This window comes from Kribbella sp. CA-293567 (assembly GCF_027627575.1).
Taxonomy (GTDB): Bacteria; Actinomycetota; Actinomycetes; order Propionibacteriales; family Kribbellaceae; genus Kribbella.
The window spans coordinates 5,400,754-5,419,303 of the sequence record NZ_CP114065.1; the positions used below are offsets into that span (position 1 = coordinate 5,400,754).

An 18,550-nucleotide genomic window follows, 5' to 3' on the forward strand; every position below is an offset into this window, starting at 1 on the left:
CGGTGCGGGGAACCTCCACTCAGATGTCCACCCACGGAGGGTCCGAAACGTCACCGGCCCGTCCTACTTTCGGGCCGGCTTCAGCGAGCACCGTCCTCCGGTGCTCAGCGCCTCGCGGAAGTTCGGGCGGCGGGTCTCAGATCCGCAGCTCGGCGACCACCGGCAGGTGATCGCTGCCGGTCGACTGCATCACCCAGGCCTTGGTCGGAGTGACACCGCGGACCATGATGTGGTCGATCCGGGCCATCGGGAAGGTGGCCGGCCAGGTGAAGCCGAAGCCGTATCCCGCGGCGCCCTGGGCCGAGCGGAGCCCGAAGGTCAGCGGCGCCAGGCTGCGGTCGTTGGCCGTCCCGTTGAAGTCGCCCATCACGATCACCCCGGCCAGCTTCTCCTTGGCGATCTGCTCGCTGAGTTGCTTGATCGTCTCGTTGCGCTGGTTCGAGGTGAAGCCGCTGGTGCCGACCCGGACCGACGCGAGGTGCGCGACGTACACGGCGACCTTGCCCTCGGGGGTGGCGACCTCGGCGCGCAGCGCGCGGGTCCAGGCGAACCCGACGTCGACCGACTCGCTCTCCTCCACCGGGTACTTCGACCACAGCGCGACCGTGCCGCGGGCGACGACGTACGGATAGGTCTTGGCGAACTCGGCCTTGTAGATCTTCAGGTCCGCCGAGGTGATCTCCTCCAGCGCGACGATATCCGCGTCGGCGCCGAGCAGATCCTGCGCGGTCTGCTTCGGGTCCTTGTTGGCCGCGTCGACGTTGTGTGACAGCACCCGCAGGTCGTAGGCGCCGCCACCCTTGCCCGGGATCAGCAGGTGCCCGTACATCAGGCTCCAGATGATCGTCGGGATCAGCAGCGCCACTCCGGCGGTCGCCGACCGCCGGACGATCGCGGCGGCGGTCAGGACCGGGATCGCGACGCCCACCCAGGGCAGGAAGGTGTCGAGCAGGCTGCCGAGGTTGCCGACCGAGTTCGGCACGTGGCGGTGGAACAGCAGCGGCACCGCCGTCAGCAGCGCCAGTACCGCGATGATCCAGCCGCGACGCCACTTGCCGCCCTTGCGGTCCCGTCGCGCGGCGGCACGCCCGTTGTTCGGCTTGCGGCGGCCGGCCCCCGGCTGGCGGCGGGCGGGCTCGCTTCGACTGGGAAGGGTCTGGCGGTCGGACATGGACTGATTCTTGCCCACGGTGGGGCCGTACCGAAGACCGGGAGACCCCGATCATCCTGACGGCGGACCCATTTCATCCGTTGGGACCACTCGCGATGGTCCGAACGGACGGCTGCGGATCCGTTGCCTCAAGCAACAGATCCGCGGCCGGTACCGCGTCCGCCGGGTTCAGCTCTGGTCGTCGACGATCGCGTCGGCGGCGTTCTTCTTCACCGACGCGACGCCGTTCAGCGCCGAGTCCTTGCTCTTGTACCCCTCGGAGCTCGCGATGATCTGCCCGTTCGGCGCCTTCAGCCGGAACCGGTACTCACCCCGCCCATCCTTGTAGACCTCGAACTTGGCCGCCACGGTCCACCCTCTCTGGTGTGCTGCCCCCCGCTCTACCTCTGCACTATCTCCCCAGAGGGCACCGGCGTTACCGCGAATCGCCGCGAGTTCTGGCGCCGAGCGGCAACGGCGCCGACAATGCGGGATATGCGTGAGCAGACAACCACCGAGCCGTTCGTCGTCCGCCGGACCGGACTGGGGACGACGACCTCGATCCTGTACCTCGGTGGGCTGCTGGTCGCGCTCGAACTGCTGCTCACCCTGGCCTGCGTCGTGGTGGCCCAGGTCCGGGACGTTCCGATGCGCGGACCGCTGGAGTCGGTCTGGCTGTCCTGGGGCGGAACGCCACTGATCTTCGCGATCGGGCTGCCGATCCTGATCGCGGTAGGAGCGATCACCACCACGGAGTCGCGCCGGGAGTCCGATTCCGACGACGTCCTGCTCTGCGTCGACGACGATCGGGTCTATCTGGGCGGCGACCAGCCGCAGTCGCTGCCCTGGGAGCAGGTCCACGGCCTCTGCCGGGTGGAGCGTCGCGAGGTCGATGCCGAGGGCGAAGAGAGCTGGGAGCAGCAGTTGATCGTGCTGACCCACCCAGAGACCGAACTGGCGGCCAACTCCAGGGCCTGGGGCCCGTCCCGGGACTGGCCGGGAAGCTCCGAGGTACTGGGCAGACCACTGGAGTTCGAGTCGCTCGTCGAGGCGGTCCGGCGGCGCGCGCCCCAGGTGCCCGTCACCGACCGCGGCCGCGTCCTCGACTGAGGGCCGCGGCCGGGTGGTGGTCAGGCGAGCAGCTTGATCAGCTCTTGCCGCCGAGCAGCTTCTCCAGGTCGTTCAGGGTGGCCATCGCACCGATCGGCCCGAGTCCGAGGAACCAGACCTCGTCGTCGACGCGGGCGACCTTGCCGGCCTTGACGGCGGGCAGGGCCTGCCAGACCTTGCCGTTCACGACCGCGTTCTCCGCGGTCTGGTCCGGCTTTCCGTAGCTGGAGTAGAAGATCCAGTCGCCGTCGGCCTGGCCGATGTTCTCCTGGGAGATCTCCAGCGCGAGGTCCTTGACGTCCTGCACCTTCGGCCGCGGGAGGCCGACGTCCTTCAGCAGCACGCCGATGAACGACAGGTTGCCGTAGAGCCGGATGTCGCCCGGCCGGAACCGGACCAGCGAGATCGTCGGCGATCCGGAGACCTTGCTCTTCACCTCGTCGGCGCGCTTCTGGTAGTCGTTCAGCAGTTCGGTGGCCTCCTTCTCCTCGCCGAGGGCGTCGGCGACCAGCAGGAAGTCCTCTTTCCACGGAAAGCCCGGCCGGATGCTGAAGACGGTCGGCGCGATCGCGGACAGTTTGGCGTAGAGATCGTTGGCGCGCAGCTTGCTGCCGAGGATCAGGTCGGGCTTCAGCGCCGCGATCGCCTCGATGTTCAGCTCACTGACACCGCCGACCGTCTTGATGCCCTCCGCCTTGTCCGCCAGGTAGCTCGGGACGCCGCTCTGTCCCGCGTTGGTGCCCATCCCGACCGGAGTGATCCCGAGCGCCAGGACGCCGTCCAGCTCACCGCTGTCCAGCACCACGATCCGCTCGGGCTTCTTCTCCAGCTTGGTCTCGCCCAGCGCGTGCTTCACCGTCCGCGGGAACACGCCCGCCTCCGCGTCGGACCCGAGCTTCGCGGTCGCCTCGTCCGCCGTCGAGAACAGCCGGCCCCCGGTCGCCACCTCGGTGTCGCCGACGCCGGTGTCGGCCGACTTGTCGTCGTTGCTGCCGCACCCTGCCAGCAGCACGGTCATCAGCACCGCACCGGCGACCATCCGCCGAGCCGATCTCGTCACAAGCTGTCCCATCTCGTCGAAACTCCCGCACTAGTTAGGTAGACCTAACCGGATCGGAATCGATCGTACGACATTGGTCGTCTTTGAACTATTCGCTACCGGCGCTCGGGGAGCTGGACCCTCTCGCCTGCCGACATGGTGATTTCGAACGGGGTGCCACCTGCGATACGGACGGTGAAGGTGCCTGCGACATCTGCGACGACGGCGGCCGAAGTCACCTCACCCGCCGCCCAGCTGACGTCGAACGCCAGTCCCCCGCGCGCCCGCAGGCCGCGGTACGAACCGTCCGACCACTCCGCCGGGAGGGCCGGCAGCAGGTGGATCACGTCGGTATGACTCTGGATCAGCAGTTCGGCCATCGCGGCGGTGAGGCCGAAGTTGGCGTCGATCTGGAAGATGTCGCCATCGCGGTGCAGCAGGTTGTCGGAGACGAGCCGGCTCGTGTAGTCGCGCAGCACGGCGGCGGCCTTCTCGGAGTCGAGAAGCCTTCCCCACAACGCGATCAGCCACGCGCTGGTCCAGCCACCGGGCGGGCGACCGGAGGTCCGTACGTCGAGAGACGCTCGCACTGCCGAAGCCCACTGCGGCGTAACGGCCGGGTCGATCTGCGCACCCGGATAGAGGCCGTAGAGGTGCGACTGATGCCGGTGGTCGAACTCCGAGGGTGGCCAGTCGGTCTGCCACTCCATCATCCGGCCGTCCTCCGCGATCGCGACCGGCGGCAGCCGCAGTACGGCGGTCTCGGCGCGGGCAGCCAGCTCGCTGGACAGTCCGAGCTCGGCCTCGGCTTCCAGCACATTGGCGAACAACTCCTGGATCACCCAGAGGTCGTACGTCGTGGTCAGGTCGACCGACGCCTTCTGGCCGGACGGCAGCACGAAGTGGTGTTCGGGCGCGGTCGACGGGATGAACTGCAGCCTGCCCTCCCGGTCCTCGACCAGCATCGACAGGACGAACTCGGCGGCGCCTCGCAGTACGGGGTAGAGCTTTTCGCGCAGGAAGTCCTGGTCCGGGTGGAAGCGGTGATGTTCCATCAGTTGCGCCGAGAGCCAGACGCCACAGGTGGGTGCCATCGACCAGACCGGATCGTCGCCACCGGCACCGACCGGCCAGCTCGCCATCCAGAGGTCGGAGTTGTGGTGCGAGACCCAGCCGGGCGCGTCGTACAGGATGCGGGCTGTCTCGGCGCCGGAGCTGGCGAGGTTGGTGACCAGCTGGGTGAGCGGGTCGAAGCACTCCCGCAGACCGGTCACGTCGGCCGGCCAGTAGTTCATCTGGGTGTTGATGTTGTTGGTCCAGTCGCTCGCCCACATGGGGCGGCGGTCCTCGTTCCAGATGCCCTGGAGGTTCGCTGCCTGCGTTCCCGGGCGGGAGGATGCCATCAACAGGTAGCGGCCGAAGCCGAAGATGAGCGCGCTCAGGCCGGGATCCGTGCCTCCGGCAGCGACGGCGCGGAGGCGTTCGTCGGTCGGTAGGTCGACCGGGTCACCGAGGGTCAGCTCGGCGCGGTCGTAGAGCCTGATGTGGTCGTCCAGATGACGCTGCTTGAGGTTGTCGAGGTCGACGGCCTCCAGTGCAGCGGTTGCCCTGTGCAACGCCTCTTCGGGATTGTCGCCAGGAGCAACTGACCAACCCCGGAAGGTGCTTGCTGCTGACAACAAAACGGTGAGGCTGTCGGCGCCTCGAACACTGAGGCCGGCCTCGCTCGCGGTCACCGTGCCGCCCGAGGCGAACGCTCGCAGCGCGACGCCGAAGCCGATTCCGAGCCCTTCCTCGTAGCGAATCGGGTCAGGACTTCTCCGATACTCGATGGTGAGGTCCGACGGCGCCCGGCCCACCAACGTCGCGCCGTCTCCGTCAGCGATGCCGATGAACGGGTGCTGGCTGGTCAGCGTCAAGTCGAGGTCGACAGAGCCGGGCTGACTGGCTCCGATGATCCACACCATCACCTGGTCCGGAGTCGACACATAGCTCTCGCGATGGAAGCGCACGCCGTCGCGGGCGTAGTCGACGGCTACGACACCGGTCCGAAGATCCAGCGACCGCCGGTACTCCGTTGCGGCTGCGTCGCCCGGCGACGTGATGAGCAGATCCCCCAACGGCTGGTACGACTCGACCAGCGGGCCCTGCAACGCGCGTGAGCGTTCCGACGCGGCGTACTGGTCACCTTCCTCCAGCAACAGCCGGCGGATGTCGGCCAATACCTCCGGGCCGTCGGTCACCTCGAGTTCACGGGGACCCGCGCCGGACCAGACGTCGTCCAGGTTCAGCGCGATCCGCTCGTCCTCGACCCGGCCGAAGACCTTCGCGCCGAGGTGCCCGTTGCCGATCGGCAACGCCTCGAACCAGTCCGGGGCCGGCGTACGAAACCACAGTTCATGCGACATACAGACAGCATCCTTCAGACGCGGGTGAGCCGCGCCGGGGGCTAGGACGGTAGCCCCCGGCGCGGCCGGATTCACAGGGTGGGCCGAAAGGGTTACTTGTTGCCGGACTTGTACTTGTCGTAGGCCTGCTGCTGGATCTCCAGGTACCGGGGCATGCCGGTCGAGTCAAGACCCTTGACGTAGGCGTCCCAGCCGGTGTCGAGGTTCTTCGTACCGGTGATGAAGGCCAACTGGGCCTGCGTGACGTAGCTGTTGAGGTTGGTCTGCAGCGTCGCCAGCTCACCGGCCAGGGCCGGGTCCGCCCAGACCGAGGCCAAGGGGAACCACACCGACTTGTCGGCGTGCGGCTCGTAGGCCTTGGTTGCCTGAAACAACCGCCGCTCGAGGCCGGCGTCCGAGTAGATGTCGGCCGGAACCGCCTGCTGGTTGCGGTAGTCGAGAGTGATGTTGTACTGCGCCATCGAGTCCCAGGAGATGTTCTTCTTCTTCTCGGTCTCGCCGAACCGGTAGTAGCCGACCTTGGTCTTGTCGTCGAGCGCGATGTCGCCCGGACGCGGCTTGGACCAGCCGACTCCCTCCGGACCCATCACGCTGACCTTGCGGCCCTCGTCGCTGTAGATGTAGTCGAGCATCTTGATGGCGGCGACCTGCGCCTCCTTGCTGGCCTTGTTGGTCAGCATGAAGGTGTAGCCGGTCGAGCTCGGGAAGTTGTAGCCGGTGTAGCTCTTGCCGTCGGGACCGGTCAGCGGCGGGACGGAGTCGTACTGCTTGTCGCGACCGTCCTTGGAGCCGAGCTGGACGAAGATGCCCGGCCACAGCACCGGCGAGGAGCCGACCACGACGGCCTTCGGGTTGTTGGCGGTGGCCTTCAGCGCCTCGGCGTTCTGGGTGAAGGAGGCCTTGTCGATCAAGCCCTCCTTGAAGAGGGAGTTGATGTACTTCAGGCCCTCCTTCCAGGCGTCGGAGTTGACCGGCGTGACGACCTTGTCGCCGTCCAGTGCCAGCAGCGAGCGGTTGCTGTTGCCACCGACCGGGTTGTAGGCGAACGCGTTCATCAGGTAGCCCATCAGGGTGCTGTCCTGCACGTCGGTGACCATCGGGATCTCGTCGGCCTTGCCGTTGCCGTTCGGGTCCTGGGTCTTGAAGGCGCGCAGTACGGTCCGCAATTCCTCGGTGGTCTTCGGCTGCTGCAGCCCGAGCTTCTTCAGCCAGGCGGAGTTCATCCACAGCTTGTCCGGGTAGGTGCAGTGGTAGCAGTCGGACCACTGCGGAAGTGCGTAGATGTGGCCGTCGGGGGCGGTCGACATCTCCTTCAGCGTCTTGTTCGAGTCCAGCTGCTTCTGGATGTTCGGCGCGTTGTCCTTGATCAACTGCTCGATCGGCAGCGCGACGCCCTGGGTACCGAGCTTCTGCACCTCGGCCTGGGTGATTCCGTCGACCCACGGGATCAGCATGAACAGGTCGGGGTAGTCGCCGCTCGCGATCGCGATCTGGCGCTTCTCCTTGGCCGCCCCGGCGTCCAGAGTGGTGGTCTGCCAGCGGAACTGGATCTTGAACTTGTCGCCGATCGCCTTCGTCACCAGGTTGGTGTCGAGGTTGTCGTCGGGTCCCTGCGGAGCGAAGGTGTCGATGACGACCTTGCCGTCGGCACTCACCTCGTTCTTCGCACTGTCGTCGGACTTGTCGGAGCTGCAGCCCGCGACGGCCAGCGCGGTGGCTGCCACCAGGGCGGCCACCACCCTGCTCTTGGTTGAGCGCATTTCTTGTTTCCCTTCTGGAACTTACTGACTAGCCCTTGACGGCGCCGACCATCACGCCCTTGGTGAAGTGGCGGGCGATGAACGGGTAGATGAGCAGTACGGGCAGGCTCGAGATGACGATCAGCGCGTACTTCAGCACGTTGGCGAGTTGCTGGCGTTCGAGCGTCGCGGCGACGTCGGCCGCGGAACCCGTGGTGGAGTTGAGGATCAGGATGTTGCGCAGCACGATCTGCAGCGGGTAGAGGCCCGGGTCCTTGAGGTAGATCAGGGCGTCGAAGTAGGTGTTCCACTGGAAGATCGCGTACATCAGGGCGATCACCGCGATCACCGGCTTGGACAGCGGCAGGACCACCGACCAGAGGAAGCGCAGATCGCTCGCGCCGTCCAGGACGGCGGCCTCGTACAGGTCGTCGGGGATCGTGCTGCGGAAGAAGGTCCGGGCGATGATGACCTGCCAGACCCCGATCGCGCTGGGGATCACCATCGCCCAGCGGGTGTTGAGCATGTGCAGGTCCTGCACCACCAGGTAGGTCGGGATCAGGCCGCCGGAGAACAGCATGGTGAACAGCAGGCCGCTCATGATCACGTTGCGGCCGAAGAAGGTCTTGCGCGACAACGGATAGGCGATCGCGATCGTCAGCGTGACGCTGATCAACGTGCCACCGACGGCGTAGATCAGTGAGTTGTAGTAGCCCTTGAGGATCTGCGGATCGCTCAGTGCTTCCTGGTAGCCGCGCAGGCTCGGCTCGATCGGCCACAGGAACACCCGGCCGGAGCTGACCGCGCTCGCGCTGCTGAACGAGTTGGCGACCACGTAGACCAACGGGATCAGGACGGCGACCAGGGCGACGGTCAGCATCACCTTGACGCCGATCAGGAAGATCCGGTCGGTGGTGGTCTCGACGATGGTGGACTTCTCCACCGGGACCGGCTTCTTCAGCCTGCTACGGAACGGCTGCAGGGTGGCGCTCATCCTCGGTTCTCCCTCTCGGCCGCGATCATGACCACAGTCCGTTCCCGGTGATCCGCTTGGCGGCGAAGTTCACGAAGAGCAGCAGGAAGAGGTTGATCACGGAGTTGAACAGACCGACGGCGGTGGCCATGCTGAAGTCGGCGTTGAGCAGGCCGGTCTTGTAGACGTAGGTCGCGATGATCTCGGACTGGGCCAGGTTCAGCGGGTTCTGGAACAGGAAGGCCTTCTCGAACCCGATCGACATGATGTTGCCGACGCCGAGCACCAGGATGATCACCGCGGTCGGCATGATGCCGGGCAGGTCGACGTGCAGTATCCGCTTGATCCGGCTGGCGCCGTCGATCTTGGCCGACTCGTGCAGCGCCGGGTCGATCCCGGCCAGCGCGGCCAGGTAGATCACCGCGGAGTACCCGGTGGTCTGCCAGACGTCGGACCAGACGTAGATGTGGCGGAAGTAGTTCGGATCACCGAGGAAGTCGGCCTCCGGGATGCCGAACAGCCCGATCACGTCGTCGACGAAGCCGATCTGCGGCGACAGCACCAGGATCGTCATCGAGACCACCACCACGGTGGAGATGAAGTACGGCGCGTAGGTGACCAGCTGGACGGTCTTCTTGAAGAACCCGGTGCGGATCTCGTTCAGCGCGATCGCCAGGATGATCGGGATCGGGAAGCTGGCCAGCACGGTGTAGGCGGCCAGCAGGAAGGTGTTCTTCACCAGGGTCCAGAACACCGGGTTGGCGAAGAACAGCTCGAAGTTCTGGAAGCCGACCCACTCACTGCCCCACGGCCCCTTGATCGGGCTGTAGTCCTTGAACGCGATCACCGCGTTGGAGATCGGGATGTACTTGAAGATCACGAAGTACGCGACCGGGACGACGATCAGCAGGTAGAGCTGCCAGTGCCGGCGGAAGCTGCGTCTGGCCTCCGTCCAGCGGCTCGGCCGCTTGATCCTGCGGGCGGGCGTCACCGCCTGCTTCCGCACCGGTGCCGGTGGCGCCGGTTTCACCTCGATCGTTCCGCTCACACCCAGTCCCTTCGGGCCAACTTCGCACGTGCTGTGACAAGCCGTCACTTCCTGACAGCGAACCGATATCCGATAGGATTTTGGCTCTCAACCGGGAGGATGGCACAGAACCCCGGGGAGCGGAAGAGCCACCGCGGCTCTCGATATCGGACCTTGACCATGTCGCGGCCGGGGTGCTTCCGGCCTTGCACACAAGGAGTTTCGGTCCACTCCGGCAGGGCGCCAGATCGGTTGCCAATAGCAATCAACGCCAGGAGGTCCCGTGGATCACCACGGGACCTGGGGCGGCCGTCAGCGCCAGGCGGAGACTCTCTGAGCCGAGACTCCGGACTGGTGCGCGAATTTATTTCCTACGTGAACTATATGGCAGTCAACTGCGCTTCGCCGCTCATGTCAAGACTTGAAGCTCGAACCGTAGCCGAGGATCTCGGCGAGTTCGACGCGCCGCTTCGCGGTTCCGGAACGTACGGCGGCCTCGACCATCGCCAGGCTGTGCACGTTGCTGCTCGCCGGCGTACTGGAGGCTGCGCCAGTTCGCACACAGCGGACGAATTCCGCCAGCGAGCCGGCAATCTCCTGAGGCGCGTCGCCGACCTCGACGGACCGCCGGGGATCGCCGGTCTCCGGGGCGTTCTCGCCGTCCCACAGCACCGTCCCTCGTTCGGCGCCGACCCGCCAGCGACTGTGCCACGGCGTCTCCAGACCGGGACTGACCCAGCTGCCGTTGAAGACGAATCGGGCGCCCCCGGGGAACTCGAAGATCGCGCTGGCCGCGGCGTCACCGGCGAACCAGCTCCAGCCGGGGTTGTACGACTCGCAGTACACGGCGACCGGATCCTCGCCGAGCAGCGCGCGAGCCGAGTCGAACTGGTGGATCGCCATGTCGAGCAGCAGCGGGAAAGCCATCTCCTCACGGAAACCGCCGAAGTGTGGCGCCTTCGCGAACTCGCAGGACACCACCGAGATCGGCCCCAGTGCCGCTGCCGTCTCGCACAACGCCGTGAACTGGTTGAGGTAGCGCCGGGACTGGCTGATCATCAGCAGTTGCCCGGTCTCCTCTGCCACTCTGGCGATGTACTGCGCTTCGGCCACCGTCGGCGCAATCGGCTTCTCGCAAAGCACCGGCAGGCCGGCCCGCAGCGCCTCCTCGTTGACCGGGTTGTGCGCGGCTGGCACGGTTACGTTCACGACCGCCTCGGCACCGGTCAGCTCGGTCAGCTCAGACAACGAGGCGGCCACCGGCACCGGCGCGCCCTGTTGCTCCTCGTTCACCCGGTGGGCGAGGTCGAGATCCAGATCGACCAGCCCGACCAGTTCGACGTCGGAATTGCGGGCGATGGTGTCCAGCCACGCCCGGCCCATCGCACCGGCACCGACCTGGAGGAGACGCAGACGATCCACGGAGAGTCCGTTCTGAGTGGATGATGAAACGGTTAAGCCGAGCCTAGCGAAGCTCCGGGCCCACGTCGCCGTCGGTCTGCAGACGGCCGTGCAGGTGCCAGTCGTGGAAGCCGTCGGCGTGCTGAATCGCCTGGCGCAGCGTGCCTTCGACGACGAAGCCGGTCTTGTCGGCGACTCTGCAGGAAGCCTCGTTGAGCGTCGAGTGCTGGATGTCGAGACGGTGGAACCCGATCTCGCCGAAGGCCCACTTCCGCATCGCGTCCACCGCACGGGCGGCGAGATTCCGTCCGCGGGCCGACGGCGTCACCCAGTACGAGACGCCGGCCGAGGCCTCCGCGAGCGAGATGCTCCGCAGACCGACCTGCCCCAACGGCTCGTCCCGGTCGTCCACGATCGCCCAACTGACCGCCTCGTCGGCAGTCCAGCGCCCTTCCCACTGCGCGGTCCACTCGACGGCTTCATCAGTACTGTCCAGCCGACGAACATGCCAGCGCTGGATCTCCGGGCAACCAAAGGCGGTCCGCACCATCGACGCGTCAGCGGCACACCACGGGCGCAGTACCAGCTGCCCGTCGACCGTCAGCTGAGGCTGCTCGAGGTCGCGGAAGATCCCTGCAGGAAAGGCCGGTACGACGAGAACAGGCATGAACCGACCCTATGCCCACAGCTTCCAGGTCGTAGTGGACTCCGTTGCCGCGCCGCGATACTCCTCCGCCTGAACTTCACGCGGTCTCGAGAAGCGTCAGCCGCGGTACCGCAAGGCGGTCTGAAGCGGACAAGACCCGACCCGACCATCACGGGGGAACGGCCGGGCCGGGCTGTCTTCGATCCTACCCCCAAGTAAGGGGTCCAAGCGGGTAATTTCACGGCCGAAAAATCCCGGCCCGACGGCCGCCGCGCTGAGGCTGTGCTCCGTGCCGGTCAGAGCAGCGCGCTGATCCGCTGCCAGGTCTCCCGGTTGCTCTGCCAGTGCAGGAGCGCACCGACCTCGCCGGTAGCCATCCACCGATGGTCGTCGTGCGCGGCAGGGGCTGTCGCGATCTCTCGCGACGGCAGCTCGACCACGTAAAGCGACTTGACCACCTCGAAGTCCGCGGAGACCTGGACCCGGACGCCATCGTCCATGAACCGGAAAGCGGCCGGGTCGACCTGCTGGCCGGTCTTCTCCCGCACGTCCCGGACCGCCGCCTGCAGCGGCTTCTCCGCCGCCTCGACTCCACCCGTGAGAGGTTGCCAAAACCCCTGTGGCAGAGAGGCCGACGGCGGAACGTGCAGCAGGAGGATCTCGCCGTCCGCGTGGGTCAGCCAGCATTCGACGCTTCTCCGCAGGGTCATGGGTCCATCAGACCAGATCGGAATAAGCCGGTCCGCTCGCGGGCTGTAGGTGACATGAAGGCAATCGTGTTCGATCAGCTCGGCTCTGCCGACTCCGTCCTCCGCGTCACCGATCGCGACGTCCCCGAGCCCGGAGCGGGCGAAGTACGGATCAGGATCGCGGTCTCCGGCGTCAATCCGACCGACTGGAAGGCGAGAACCGGCCTGTACGGCGGCGAGCCGGTCGAGTCCGTCCCGAACCAGGACGGCTCGGGTGTTGTCGACGCCGTCGGCCCCGAGGTCGACGGCATCTCGGTGGGCGACCGGGTCTGGGTGACGCTCGCGGCGTACCAGCGGCCGTTGAGCGGGACTGCTCAGGAGTACACGATCGTGCCGGCTCAGCGGGTGTTTCCGCTGGCGGACGACGCCTCTTTCGAGCTCGGTGCCAGCATCGGAATTCCGGCGATCACCGCTCATCGTGCTCTGACCGTCGCCGAAGGCGGGCCGACCCGACTTTCGCCTGGAGCCCTTGAGAACAAGGTGGTCCTGGTCGCCGGTGGCGCGGGTGCCGTCGGACATGCGGCGGTGCAGCTCGCGCGCTGGGCCGGTGCGACCGTGATCGCGACGACCAGCCCCACCAAGACGGCGTACGCCGAAGCCGCCGGTGCGCATCACGTCGTGAACTACCGCGACGAGGACGCCGCCGAGCAGATCCGCGGCTTCGCACCCGACGGGGTCGACCTGGTCGTCGAGGTCGCCGCGGGGGCCAACAACGCGCTGGATCTCGCCGTACTGCGGCCGCGTGGCACGATCGCGATCTACGCGAACGACGGCGACCAGCCTTTCGCCATCGACGTCCGCTCCAACATGGGACTGAACACCCGGTACCAGTTCGTGCTGCTCTACACCGTGGGCTGGGAGATCCTGACCGCCGCGGCGGACGACATCAACGCGGCGATCGCGGCCGGCGCCCTGCCGGTCGGCGAAGAGGCCGGGCTGCCGCTGGTCCGCTTCTCCCTCGACCAGACCGTCGACGCTCACCAGGCCGTCGAGGCCGGCACCACCGGGAAGGTGCTGATCCAGGTCGCCGAGCTCTGAGCGATCCCGAGACTCTCCGCTGGGCAAGCGCATTCCGAGGTCTTGACACTGCTTGACGCAGGGTGGTCTGATGCAAACGGGTAGTTAGAACAGGAAGCTTTCTTAACTATCACAGTGCTCCTCCCGCCCGGAACTCAGGAGACCTCGATGACCCGTCGATCCGTTCGGCGTGCGCTGCTCAGCGGCCTCTCGGCCGTAGCCGTCACGCTCGCCCTCGTCCCACTGACACCCGCCGCGACCGCGGCACCGACCGACTACCAGGCCGAGGTCGCGACGATCTCCCAGGGCGTGGTCGAGTCGAACCATGCCGGCTACACCGGCACCGGCTTCGTCAACTACGACAATCTCGTCGGCAGCTACGTCGAGTGGACGGTGACGGCACCCGCCGGTCCGGCCGACGTGACCCTTCGCTACGCCAACGGCACCGCGGCCCAGCGGCCGCTCGACTTCACGGTCAACGGCGTGGCCGGCGCGGTCGGCATCACTTTCCCGGGCACCGGCGCCTGGACCACCTGGGCGACCAAGACGGTCCGGTTGACCCTGGCCGCGGGAACGAACAAGATCCGCGCCCGCGCCACCACCGCCGACGGCGGCCCGAACGCCGACAAGCTGACCGTCAACCCGACCAGTGACGACACCACCCCGCCGTCGGCGCCCGCGAACCTTGCCGTCAGCAACATCAAGTCGAACGCCGCGACCTTCACCTGGACGGCGGCCGCCGACGCCGTCGGCGTGGTCCGGTACGAGATCAACCGGGGCGGCAACGTGCTCAAGGTGGTGGACGCGAACACCTTGACGGCCACTGTCGACACGTTGACCGCCAACACGGCGTACGACGTGTCGATCGGCGCGTTCGATGCCGCAGGCAACGCTTCGCAGCAGAGCAACGTGGTCGCGTTCACGACACCGCCGAGCAACGACACCCAGCCACCGTCGGCGCCGGGCACCCTGCGCTCGACCGCGATCTCGTCGAACAGCGTGTCCCTGGCGTGGGACGCGTCGACGGACAACAGCGGCAGCATCGCCGGGTACGACGTCTACCAGGGCGCCACCAAGGTCTCGACCACGAACTCACTGACCGCGACGATCACCAACCTGACCCCGAACACGCAGTACTCGTTCACGGTGAAGTCGCGTGATCCGGACGGCAACACGTCGGCCGCGAGCAACACTGTGTCCGCACGGACGGCGAACGCGGGCAGCGGTGGCATCCCGGGGTACGAGCGGGACATCGCGAAGGTCGACCTGGGCTGGAGCGTCGCGTTCCTGCCGGACAACTCGGGGTCGGCGCTGGTCACCGAGCGGGACCGGTTCGAAGTACTGCTGGTGACGGCGACCGGGCAGAAGACCACGCTGGGCAAGGTTCCCGGCGCTGTCACGACGACCGGCGAAGGGGGTCTGCTGGGGATCGCGTTGTCGCCGAACTTCAGCACCGACCGGTGGGTGTACTTCTACCACACGGCCGCGAACGACAACCGGATCGTGCGGATGAAGTACGAGAACGGCGTGCTGGCCACCACCTCGTCGCCGGTGCTGACCGGACTGGCGAAGAACCGCTACCACAACGGCGGCCGGCTGCGCTTCGGTCCGGACGGCAAGCTCTACGCGGCCGTCGGTGACGCCAAGAACAGCGGCAACTCGCAGAACCGCGGCTCGCTGAACGGCAAGATCCTGCGGATCAACGCCGACGGTACGCCGCCGAGCGACAACCCGTTCTTCAGCGAGGGCGGCAACGCGCGGTACGTCTTCGGTCTCGGCTTCCGCAACCCGCAGGGCCTGGCGTGGGACTCCCGCGGCCAGCTGTGGGCCGCCGAGTTCGGCGAGAACAGCCAGGACGAACTCAACCTGGTGCAGAAGGGCGGCAACTACGGCTGGCCCGCTTGTGAGGGCACCATCGGCAACTGCGGCGGCTTCATCGCGCCGAAGCGCACCTGGTCCACCTCGCAGGCCGGCCCGAGCGGCGTCGAGATCGTCAACGACTGGATCTACGTCGCCGGTGTCACCGGCCGCCAGCTCTGGGTCACTCAGATCAACGCCGCCGGCAACGGCGTCGGCACTCCGCAGGCCGTCTTCTCCGGCCGCTGGGGCCGCCTCCGCAGCGTCACCAAGACCCCCGACGGAGCCCTTTGGCTCTCCTCCACCAACGATGACATGAACGGCGGTACCCCGAACGGGATAGACAACGTCATAGTCCGCCTCAAGTTCCCCACCCCCTAGGCGGGAGTCGCGACGGTGCTGTGCCGGTAGGTCGTTGATCGCGCTGATAGCGTCCGCGGTCTGATGATCGAGCTTCCGGGTGGCAAGGTCGCGATGCGCGACGAGGGATCAGGACACTCGTGGGTCGCGGAGGTGCGGCCGTTCCGGCTGGCTGCGCTCGTGGTGACGCGGGCGCAGTACTCCGGCAGCTCAGAACTGGGTGGGCTGCCGGCTGCGGACGTGTCCTGGCTGGAGGCGGTGCGGTTCTGCAACGAGTTGTCGGCGGCGGAGGGCCTTGGACCGGCGTACGGGCTGGTGGACGGCGATCGCGACGGGTCGAGCGTCAGCTGCGACTGGACAGCGACGGGCTATCGGCTGCCGTCGGAGGCCGAGTGGGAGTACGCCTGCCGCGCGGGCAGTCGCGACGCGCGGTACGGCGAACTGGACAAGATCGCCTGGTACCGCGGTAACTCCGGCGGACGGGTGCACGAGGTCGGCGGCAAGACTCCCAACCGCTGGGGGTTTCATGACCTGCTCGGCAACGTCTGGGAATGGACCTGGGATCTCCACTCGACGGCGTACGGGCCGTACCGCGTGTTCCGCGGTGGCGGCGCCTACGATCCGCCGAACGCCTGCCGGGCCTCCACCCGTCGCAAGAGCCACCCGACCTTCCGCATCGACGATCTGGGCTTCCGTCTCGCCCAGACCATCCGCTGAGTCACCAGCTGGTGTTGAGGGGTTTGCCTTCGGAGTAGCCGGCGGCGCTCTGGATACCGACGACCGCGCGGTCGTGGAACTCCTCCAGGTCGGTGGCGCCGACGTAGGTGCAGGAGCTACGGACGCCGGAGACGATGGAGTCGAGGAGGTCCTCGACGCTGGGACGATCCGGGTCGAGGTACATCCGGGCGGTCGAGATGCCCTCGCCGAAGAAGCCCTTGCGCGCCCGCTGGAACGGGGTGTCGTCCGCGGTACGGAGCCGCACCGCGCGAGCCGACGCCATTCCGAAGCTTTCCTTGTAGATGCGGCCGTCGCTGTCGCGGTGCGGGTCACCGGGTGACTCGTAGGTGCCGGCGAACCATGAGCCGATCATCACGCTGGAGGCACCCGCGGCGAGAGCGAGCGCGACGTCACGGGGATGCCGCACTCCCCCGTCGGCCCAGACGTGCTTGCCCAGCTCGCGAGCTCTGGTCGCGCATTCCAGCACCGCGGAGAACTGCGGCCGGCCGACCGCGGTCTGCATCCGGGTCGTGCACATCGCGCCCGGTCCGACGCCGACCTTGATGATGTCGGCGCCTGCTTCGACCAGATCCTCGACACCTTCGGCGGTGACGACGTTGCCCGCGACGACCGGTACGCCGGGCTGCAGGGCCCGGACGGTGCGCAGTACGTCGAGCATGCGCTCCTGGTGACCGTGTGCGGTGTCGATCACCAGCAGGTCGATCCCCGCGTCGAGCAACGCCTTCGCCTTCTGCTCGGCGTCGCCGTTGATGCCGATGGCCGCGGCGACCCGCAGCCTCCCTTCGGCGTCGACGGCAGGGTCGTAGAGGGTGGCTCGGAGCGCGCGCTGGCGGGTCAGGATGCCGACGATGCTGCCGTCCGCGTCGATCACCGGCGCCAGCCGATGGTGGCCGTCGTACAGCTGGTTGAAGGCCTCCTCCGCCGCGATGCCGGCCGGCAGGGTCAGCGGCTCGCGGGACATGATGCTCTCGAGCTGGGTGTAGCGGTCGACGCCCTCGCAGTCCGCGTCGGTCACCACGCCCACCGCGCGCCCGTTCTCGACCACGATCACCGCGCCGTGACCGCGCTTCGGCAGCAGATTGAGTGCCTCGCCGACGGTGCCGTTCGGCGCCATCACCAGCGGGGTGTCGTAGATCGTGTGCCGCTGCTTGATCCACGAGACGACCTCGGTCACCACCTCGACCGGAATGTCCTGCGGGATCACCGCCAGCCCGCCGCAGCGCGCGATCGTCTCGGCCATCCGCCGCCCGGAGACGGCGGTCATGTTCGCCGCGACGATCGGGATCGACGCCCCGCTCCCGTCCCCGGTGGCCAGGTCCACGTCCAGCCGCGACTGCACGGCGGACCTGTTCGGCACCAGGAACACGTCGTTGAAGGTCAGATCCTGCTCCGGCTGCTGCCCCCGAACGAACCGCAAAGCACTCACCTCACTACCCAGGCGTCAGATGCTTCGGACCCTACGCCACCGCCTGGTCAGCCGGCTTCGAGCGGGGCGCCGCCGTAACCGATCTCGTTGCCGTCGGGATCGCGATACGTGACCTTGCGTACGCCGTTCTCGTAGGTCTCGCGCTTCAGCGGCTCGATCCCGCGCTCGGTGACGCCGTCGACCACCGTGTCGAGCTCACTCACGAACACGGTGAGCAGCGCGCCACCGGCCCGCTCCGGCGCCTGCTCGATGAAGACGTACCGATGCTCGGCCAGCTCCCAGACAGCCTCGATGTCGTTGGGCAGGAAGGCCGGCTCCGTCCCGAAGAACCTCTCGTACCAGGCCGAAGCTGCCTTGAAATCTTTGACAGCCACCCCGGCGAACAAGTCGATGTCCATACCGCTCATTACAGCGCGGCTCGAGTTCAGCAGCGCGCCGGGGTGAACTGCCCGCGGGCTCAGTGCCAGTTGCTGATCATGACGTCGTCGGGGGCCGGTGCGCCCAGGCCGGTCTCGACCAGGGTCTTCAGGCTCATCAGGTAGATCGCCCACTTGGTGCTGCAGTGGGACATGAACTCGACCTCCTCCTTCCAGCCCTCGTGCCGGAAGTTGACGATCGCCCACTCGTCGACCTGGGTGAGGTCCCAGACGATGTGGGTGCCGATCCACTCCTCCGGTCCGTCGATCACCTCCCACAGCACCCGTTTGCCCGGTACCAGCTCGACCACCGACATGTCGAAGCCACCGGGGATGAACCTGAACTTCAGGACCCCGCCAATTTCGTTGCCTTCGCCAACGGTCTGGGTGGTCCACCAGGCGGCCAGCCCTTCGACCGTGGTGATCGCGGTGTAGACCTCGGCGACCGTCGCCTTGACTCCGACCCTGTGCAGAATGTCGACCATCTCAGTTTC

Annotated in this window: 17 protein-coding genes; 4 read left to right on the forward strand and 13 right to left on the reverse strand. The window is 67.1% G+C overall.

Going from position 1 to position 18,550, the window contains the following annotated elements:
- Positions 1–136 precede the first annotated feature (136 nt).
- A complete protein-coding gene (locus tag OX958_RS24800; protein ID WP_270131793.1) occupies positions 137–1,171 on the reverse strand; it encodes an endonuclease/exonuclease/phosphatase family protein in 1,035 nt (344 codons plus the stop codon).
- A 168-nt stretch (positions 1,172–1,339) separates the two neighbouring features.
- Positions 1,340–1,519, reverse strand: coding sequence for a YegP family protein (locus tag OX958_RS24805; protein WP_270131795.1), 180 nt, complete (start codon positions 1,517–1,519; stop codon positions 1,340–1,342).
- Between the two features lie 126 nt (positions 1,520–1,645).
- Here OX958_RS24805 and OX958_RS24810 point away from each other — a divergent pair, with 126 nt between their 5' ends.
- The gene (locus OX958_RS24810) at positions 1,646–2,260 is read left to right on the forward strand and encodes a hypothetical protein (RefSeq protein WP_270131797.1); all 615 of its coding nucleotides are present in this window, start codon (positions 1,646–1,648) and stop codon (positions 2,258–2,260) included.
- Positions 2,261–2,297: 37 nt separating this feature from the next.
- On the opposite strand, the gene OX958_RS24815 is transcribed toward OX958_RS24810, so the two are convergent.
- From OX958_RS24815 to OX958_RS24850, 8 genes are all read right to left on the reverse strand, one after another.
- Positions 2,298–3,332, reverse strand: a complete 1,035-nt coding sequence (locus OX958_RS24815) for an ABC transporter substrate-binding protein (RefSeq protein WP_270131798.1) — start codon at positions 3,330–3,332, stop codon at positions 2,298–2,300.
- A gap of 83 nt (positions 3,333–3,415) precedes the next feature.
- Positions 3,416–5,707, reverse strand: a complete 2,292-nt coding sequence (locus OX958_RS24820) for a glycoside hydrolase family 95 protein (RefSeq protein ID WP_270131800.1) — start codon at positions 5,705–5,707, stop codon at positions 3,416–3,418.
- Between the two features lie 92 nt (positions 5,708–5,799).
- Positions 5,800–7,467, reverse strand: coding sequence for an ABC transporter substrate-binding protein (locus OX958_RS24825; RefSeq protein ID WP_270131802.1), 1,668 nt, complete (start codon positions 7,465–7,467; stop codon positions 5,800–5,802).
- A 28-nt stretch (positions 7,468–7,495) separates the two neighbouring features.
- Complete coding sequence (locus tag OX958_RS24830; protein ID WP_270131804.1) at positions 7,496–8,440, reverse strand: carbohydrate ABC transporter permease; 945 nt, start codon at positions 8,438–8,440, stop codon at positions 7,496–7,498.
- A 25-nt stretch (positions 8,441–8,465) separates the two neighbouring features.
- On the reverse strand, positions 8,466–9,467 hold the full coding sequence (locus tag OX958_RS24835; protein WP_270131805.1) for an ABC transporter permease: 1,002 nt from the start codon (positions 9,465–9,467) through the stop codon (positions 8,466–8,468).
- A gap of 393 nt (positions 9,468–9,860) precedes the next feature.
- Positions 9,861–10,868, reverse strand: coding sequence for a Gfo/Idh/MocA family protein (locus tag OX958_RS24840; protein WP_270131807.1), 1,008 nt, complete (start codon positions 10,866–10,868; stop codon positions 9,861–9,863).
- A gap of 43 nt (positions 10,869–10,911) precedes the next feature.
- Complete coding sequence (locus tag OX958_RS24845; protein WP_270131808.1) at positions 10,912–11,514, reverse strand: GNAT family N-acetyltransferase; 603 nt, start codon at positions 11,512–11,514, stop codon at positions 10,912–10,914.
- 275 nt (positions 11,515–11,789) lie between these two features.
- Entirely contained in the window at positions 11,790–12,203 is a 414-nt protein-coding gene (locus tag OX958_RS24850; RefSeq protein ID WP_270131809.1) for an NUDIX domain-containing protein, read from the reverse strand.
- Positions 12,204–12,257: 54 nt separating this feature from the next.
- On the opposite strand from OX958_RS24850, the gene OX958_RS24855 reads away from it, so the two are divergent.
- From OX958_RS24855 to OX958_RS24865, 3 genes are all read left to right on the forward strand, one after another.
- Positions 12,258–13,280, forward strand: coding sequence for an NADPH:quinone reductase (locus OX958_RS24855; RefSeq protein WP_270131810.1), 1,023 nt, complete (start codon positions 12,258–12,260; stop codon positions 13,278–13,280).
- Between the two features lie 147 nt (positions 13,281–13,427).
- Positions 13,428–15,497 (forward strand): PQQ-dependent sugar dehydrogenase, encoded by a 2,070-nt coding sequence (locus tag OX958_RS24860; protein ID WP_270131812.1) that lies wholly within the window; start codon positions 13,428–13,430, stop codon positions 15,495–15,497.
- Between the two features lie 63 nt (positions 15,498–15,560).
- Positions 15,561–16,193 (forward strand): formylglycine-generating enzyme family protein, encoded by a 633-nt coding sequence (locus tag OX958_RS24865; RefSeq protein WP_270131813.1) that lies wholly within the window; start codon positions 15,561–15,563, stop codon positions 16,191–16,193.
- Position 16,194: 1 nt separating this feature from the next.
- On the opposite strand, the gene OX958_RS24870 is transcribed toward OX958_RS24865, so the two are convergent.
- The 3 genes from OX958_RS24870 to OX958_RS24880 are packed head-to-tail and all read right to left on the reverse strand — an operon-like array spanning position 16,195 to position 18,541.
- A complete protein-coding gene (locus OX958_RS24870) occupies positions 16,195–17,631 on the reverse strand; it encodes a GuaB1 family IMP dehydrogenase-related protein (protein ID WP_270131814.1) in 1,437 nt (478 codons plus the stop codon).
- Positions 17,632–17,687: 56 nt separating this feature from the next.
- A complete protein-coding gene (locus tag OX958_RS24875) occupies positions 17,688–18,038 on the reverse strand; it encodes a VOC family protein (protein WP_270131815.1) in 351 nt (116 codons plus the stop codon).
- 59 nt (positions 18,039–18,097) lie between these two features.
- Positions 18,098–18,541, reverse strand: coding sequence for an SRPBCC family protein (locus tag OX958_RS24880; protein ID WP_270131817.1), 444 nt, complete (start codon positions 18,539–18,541; stop codon positions 18,098–18,100).
- Positions 18,542–18,550: the final 9 nt, after the last annotated feature.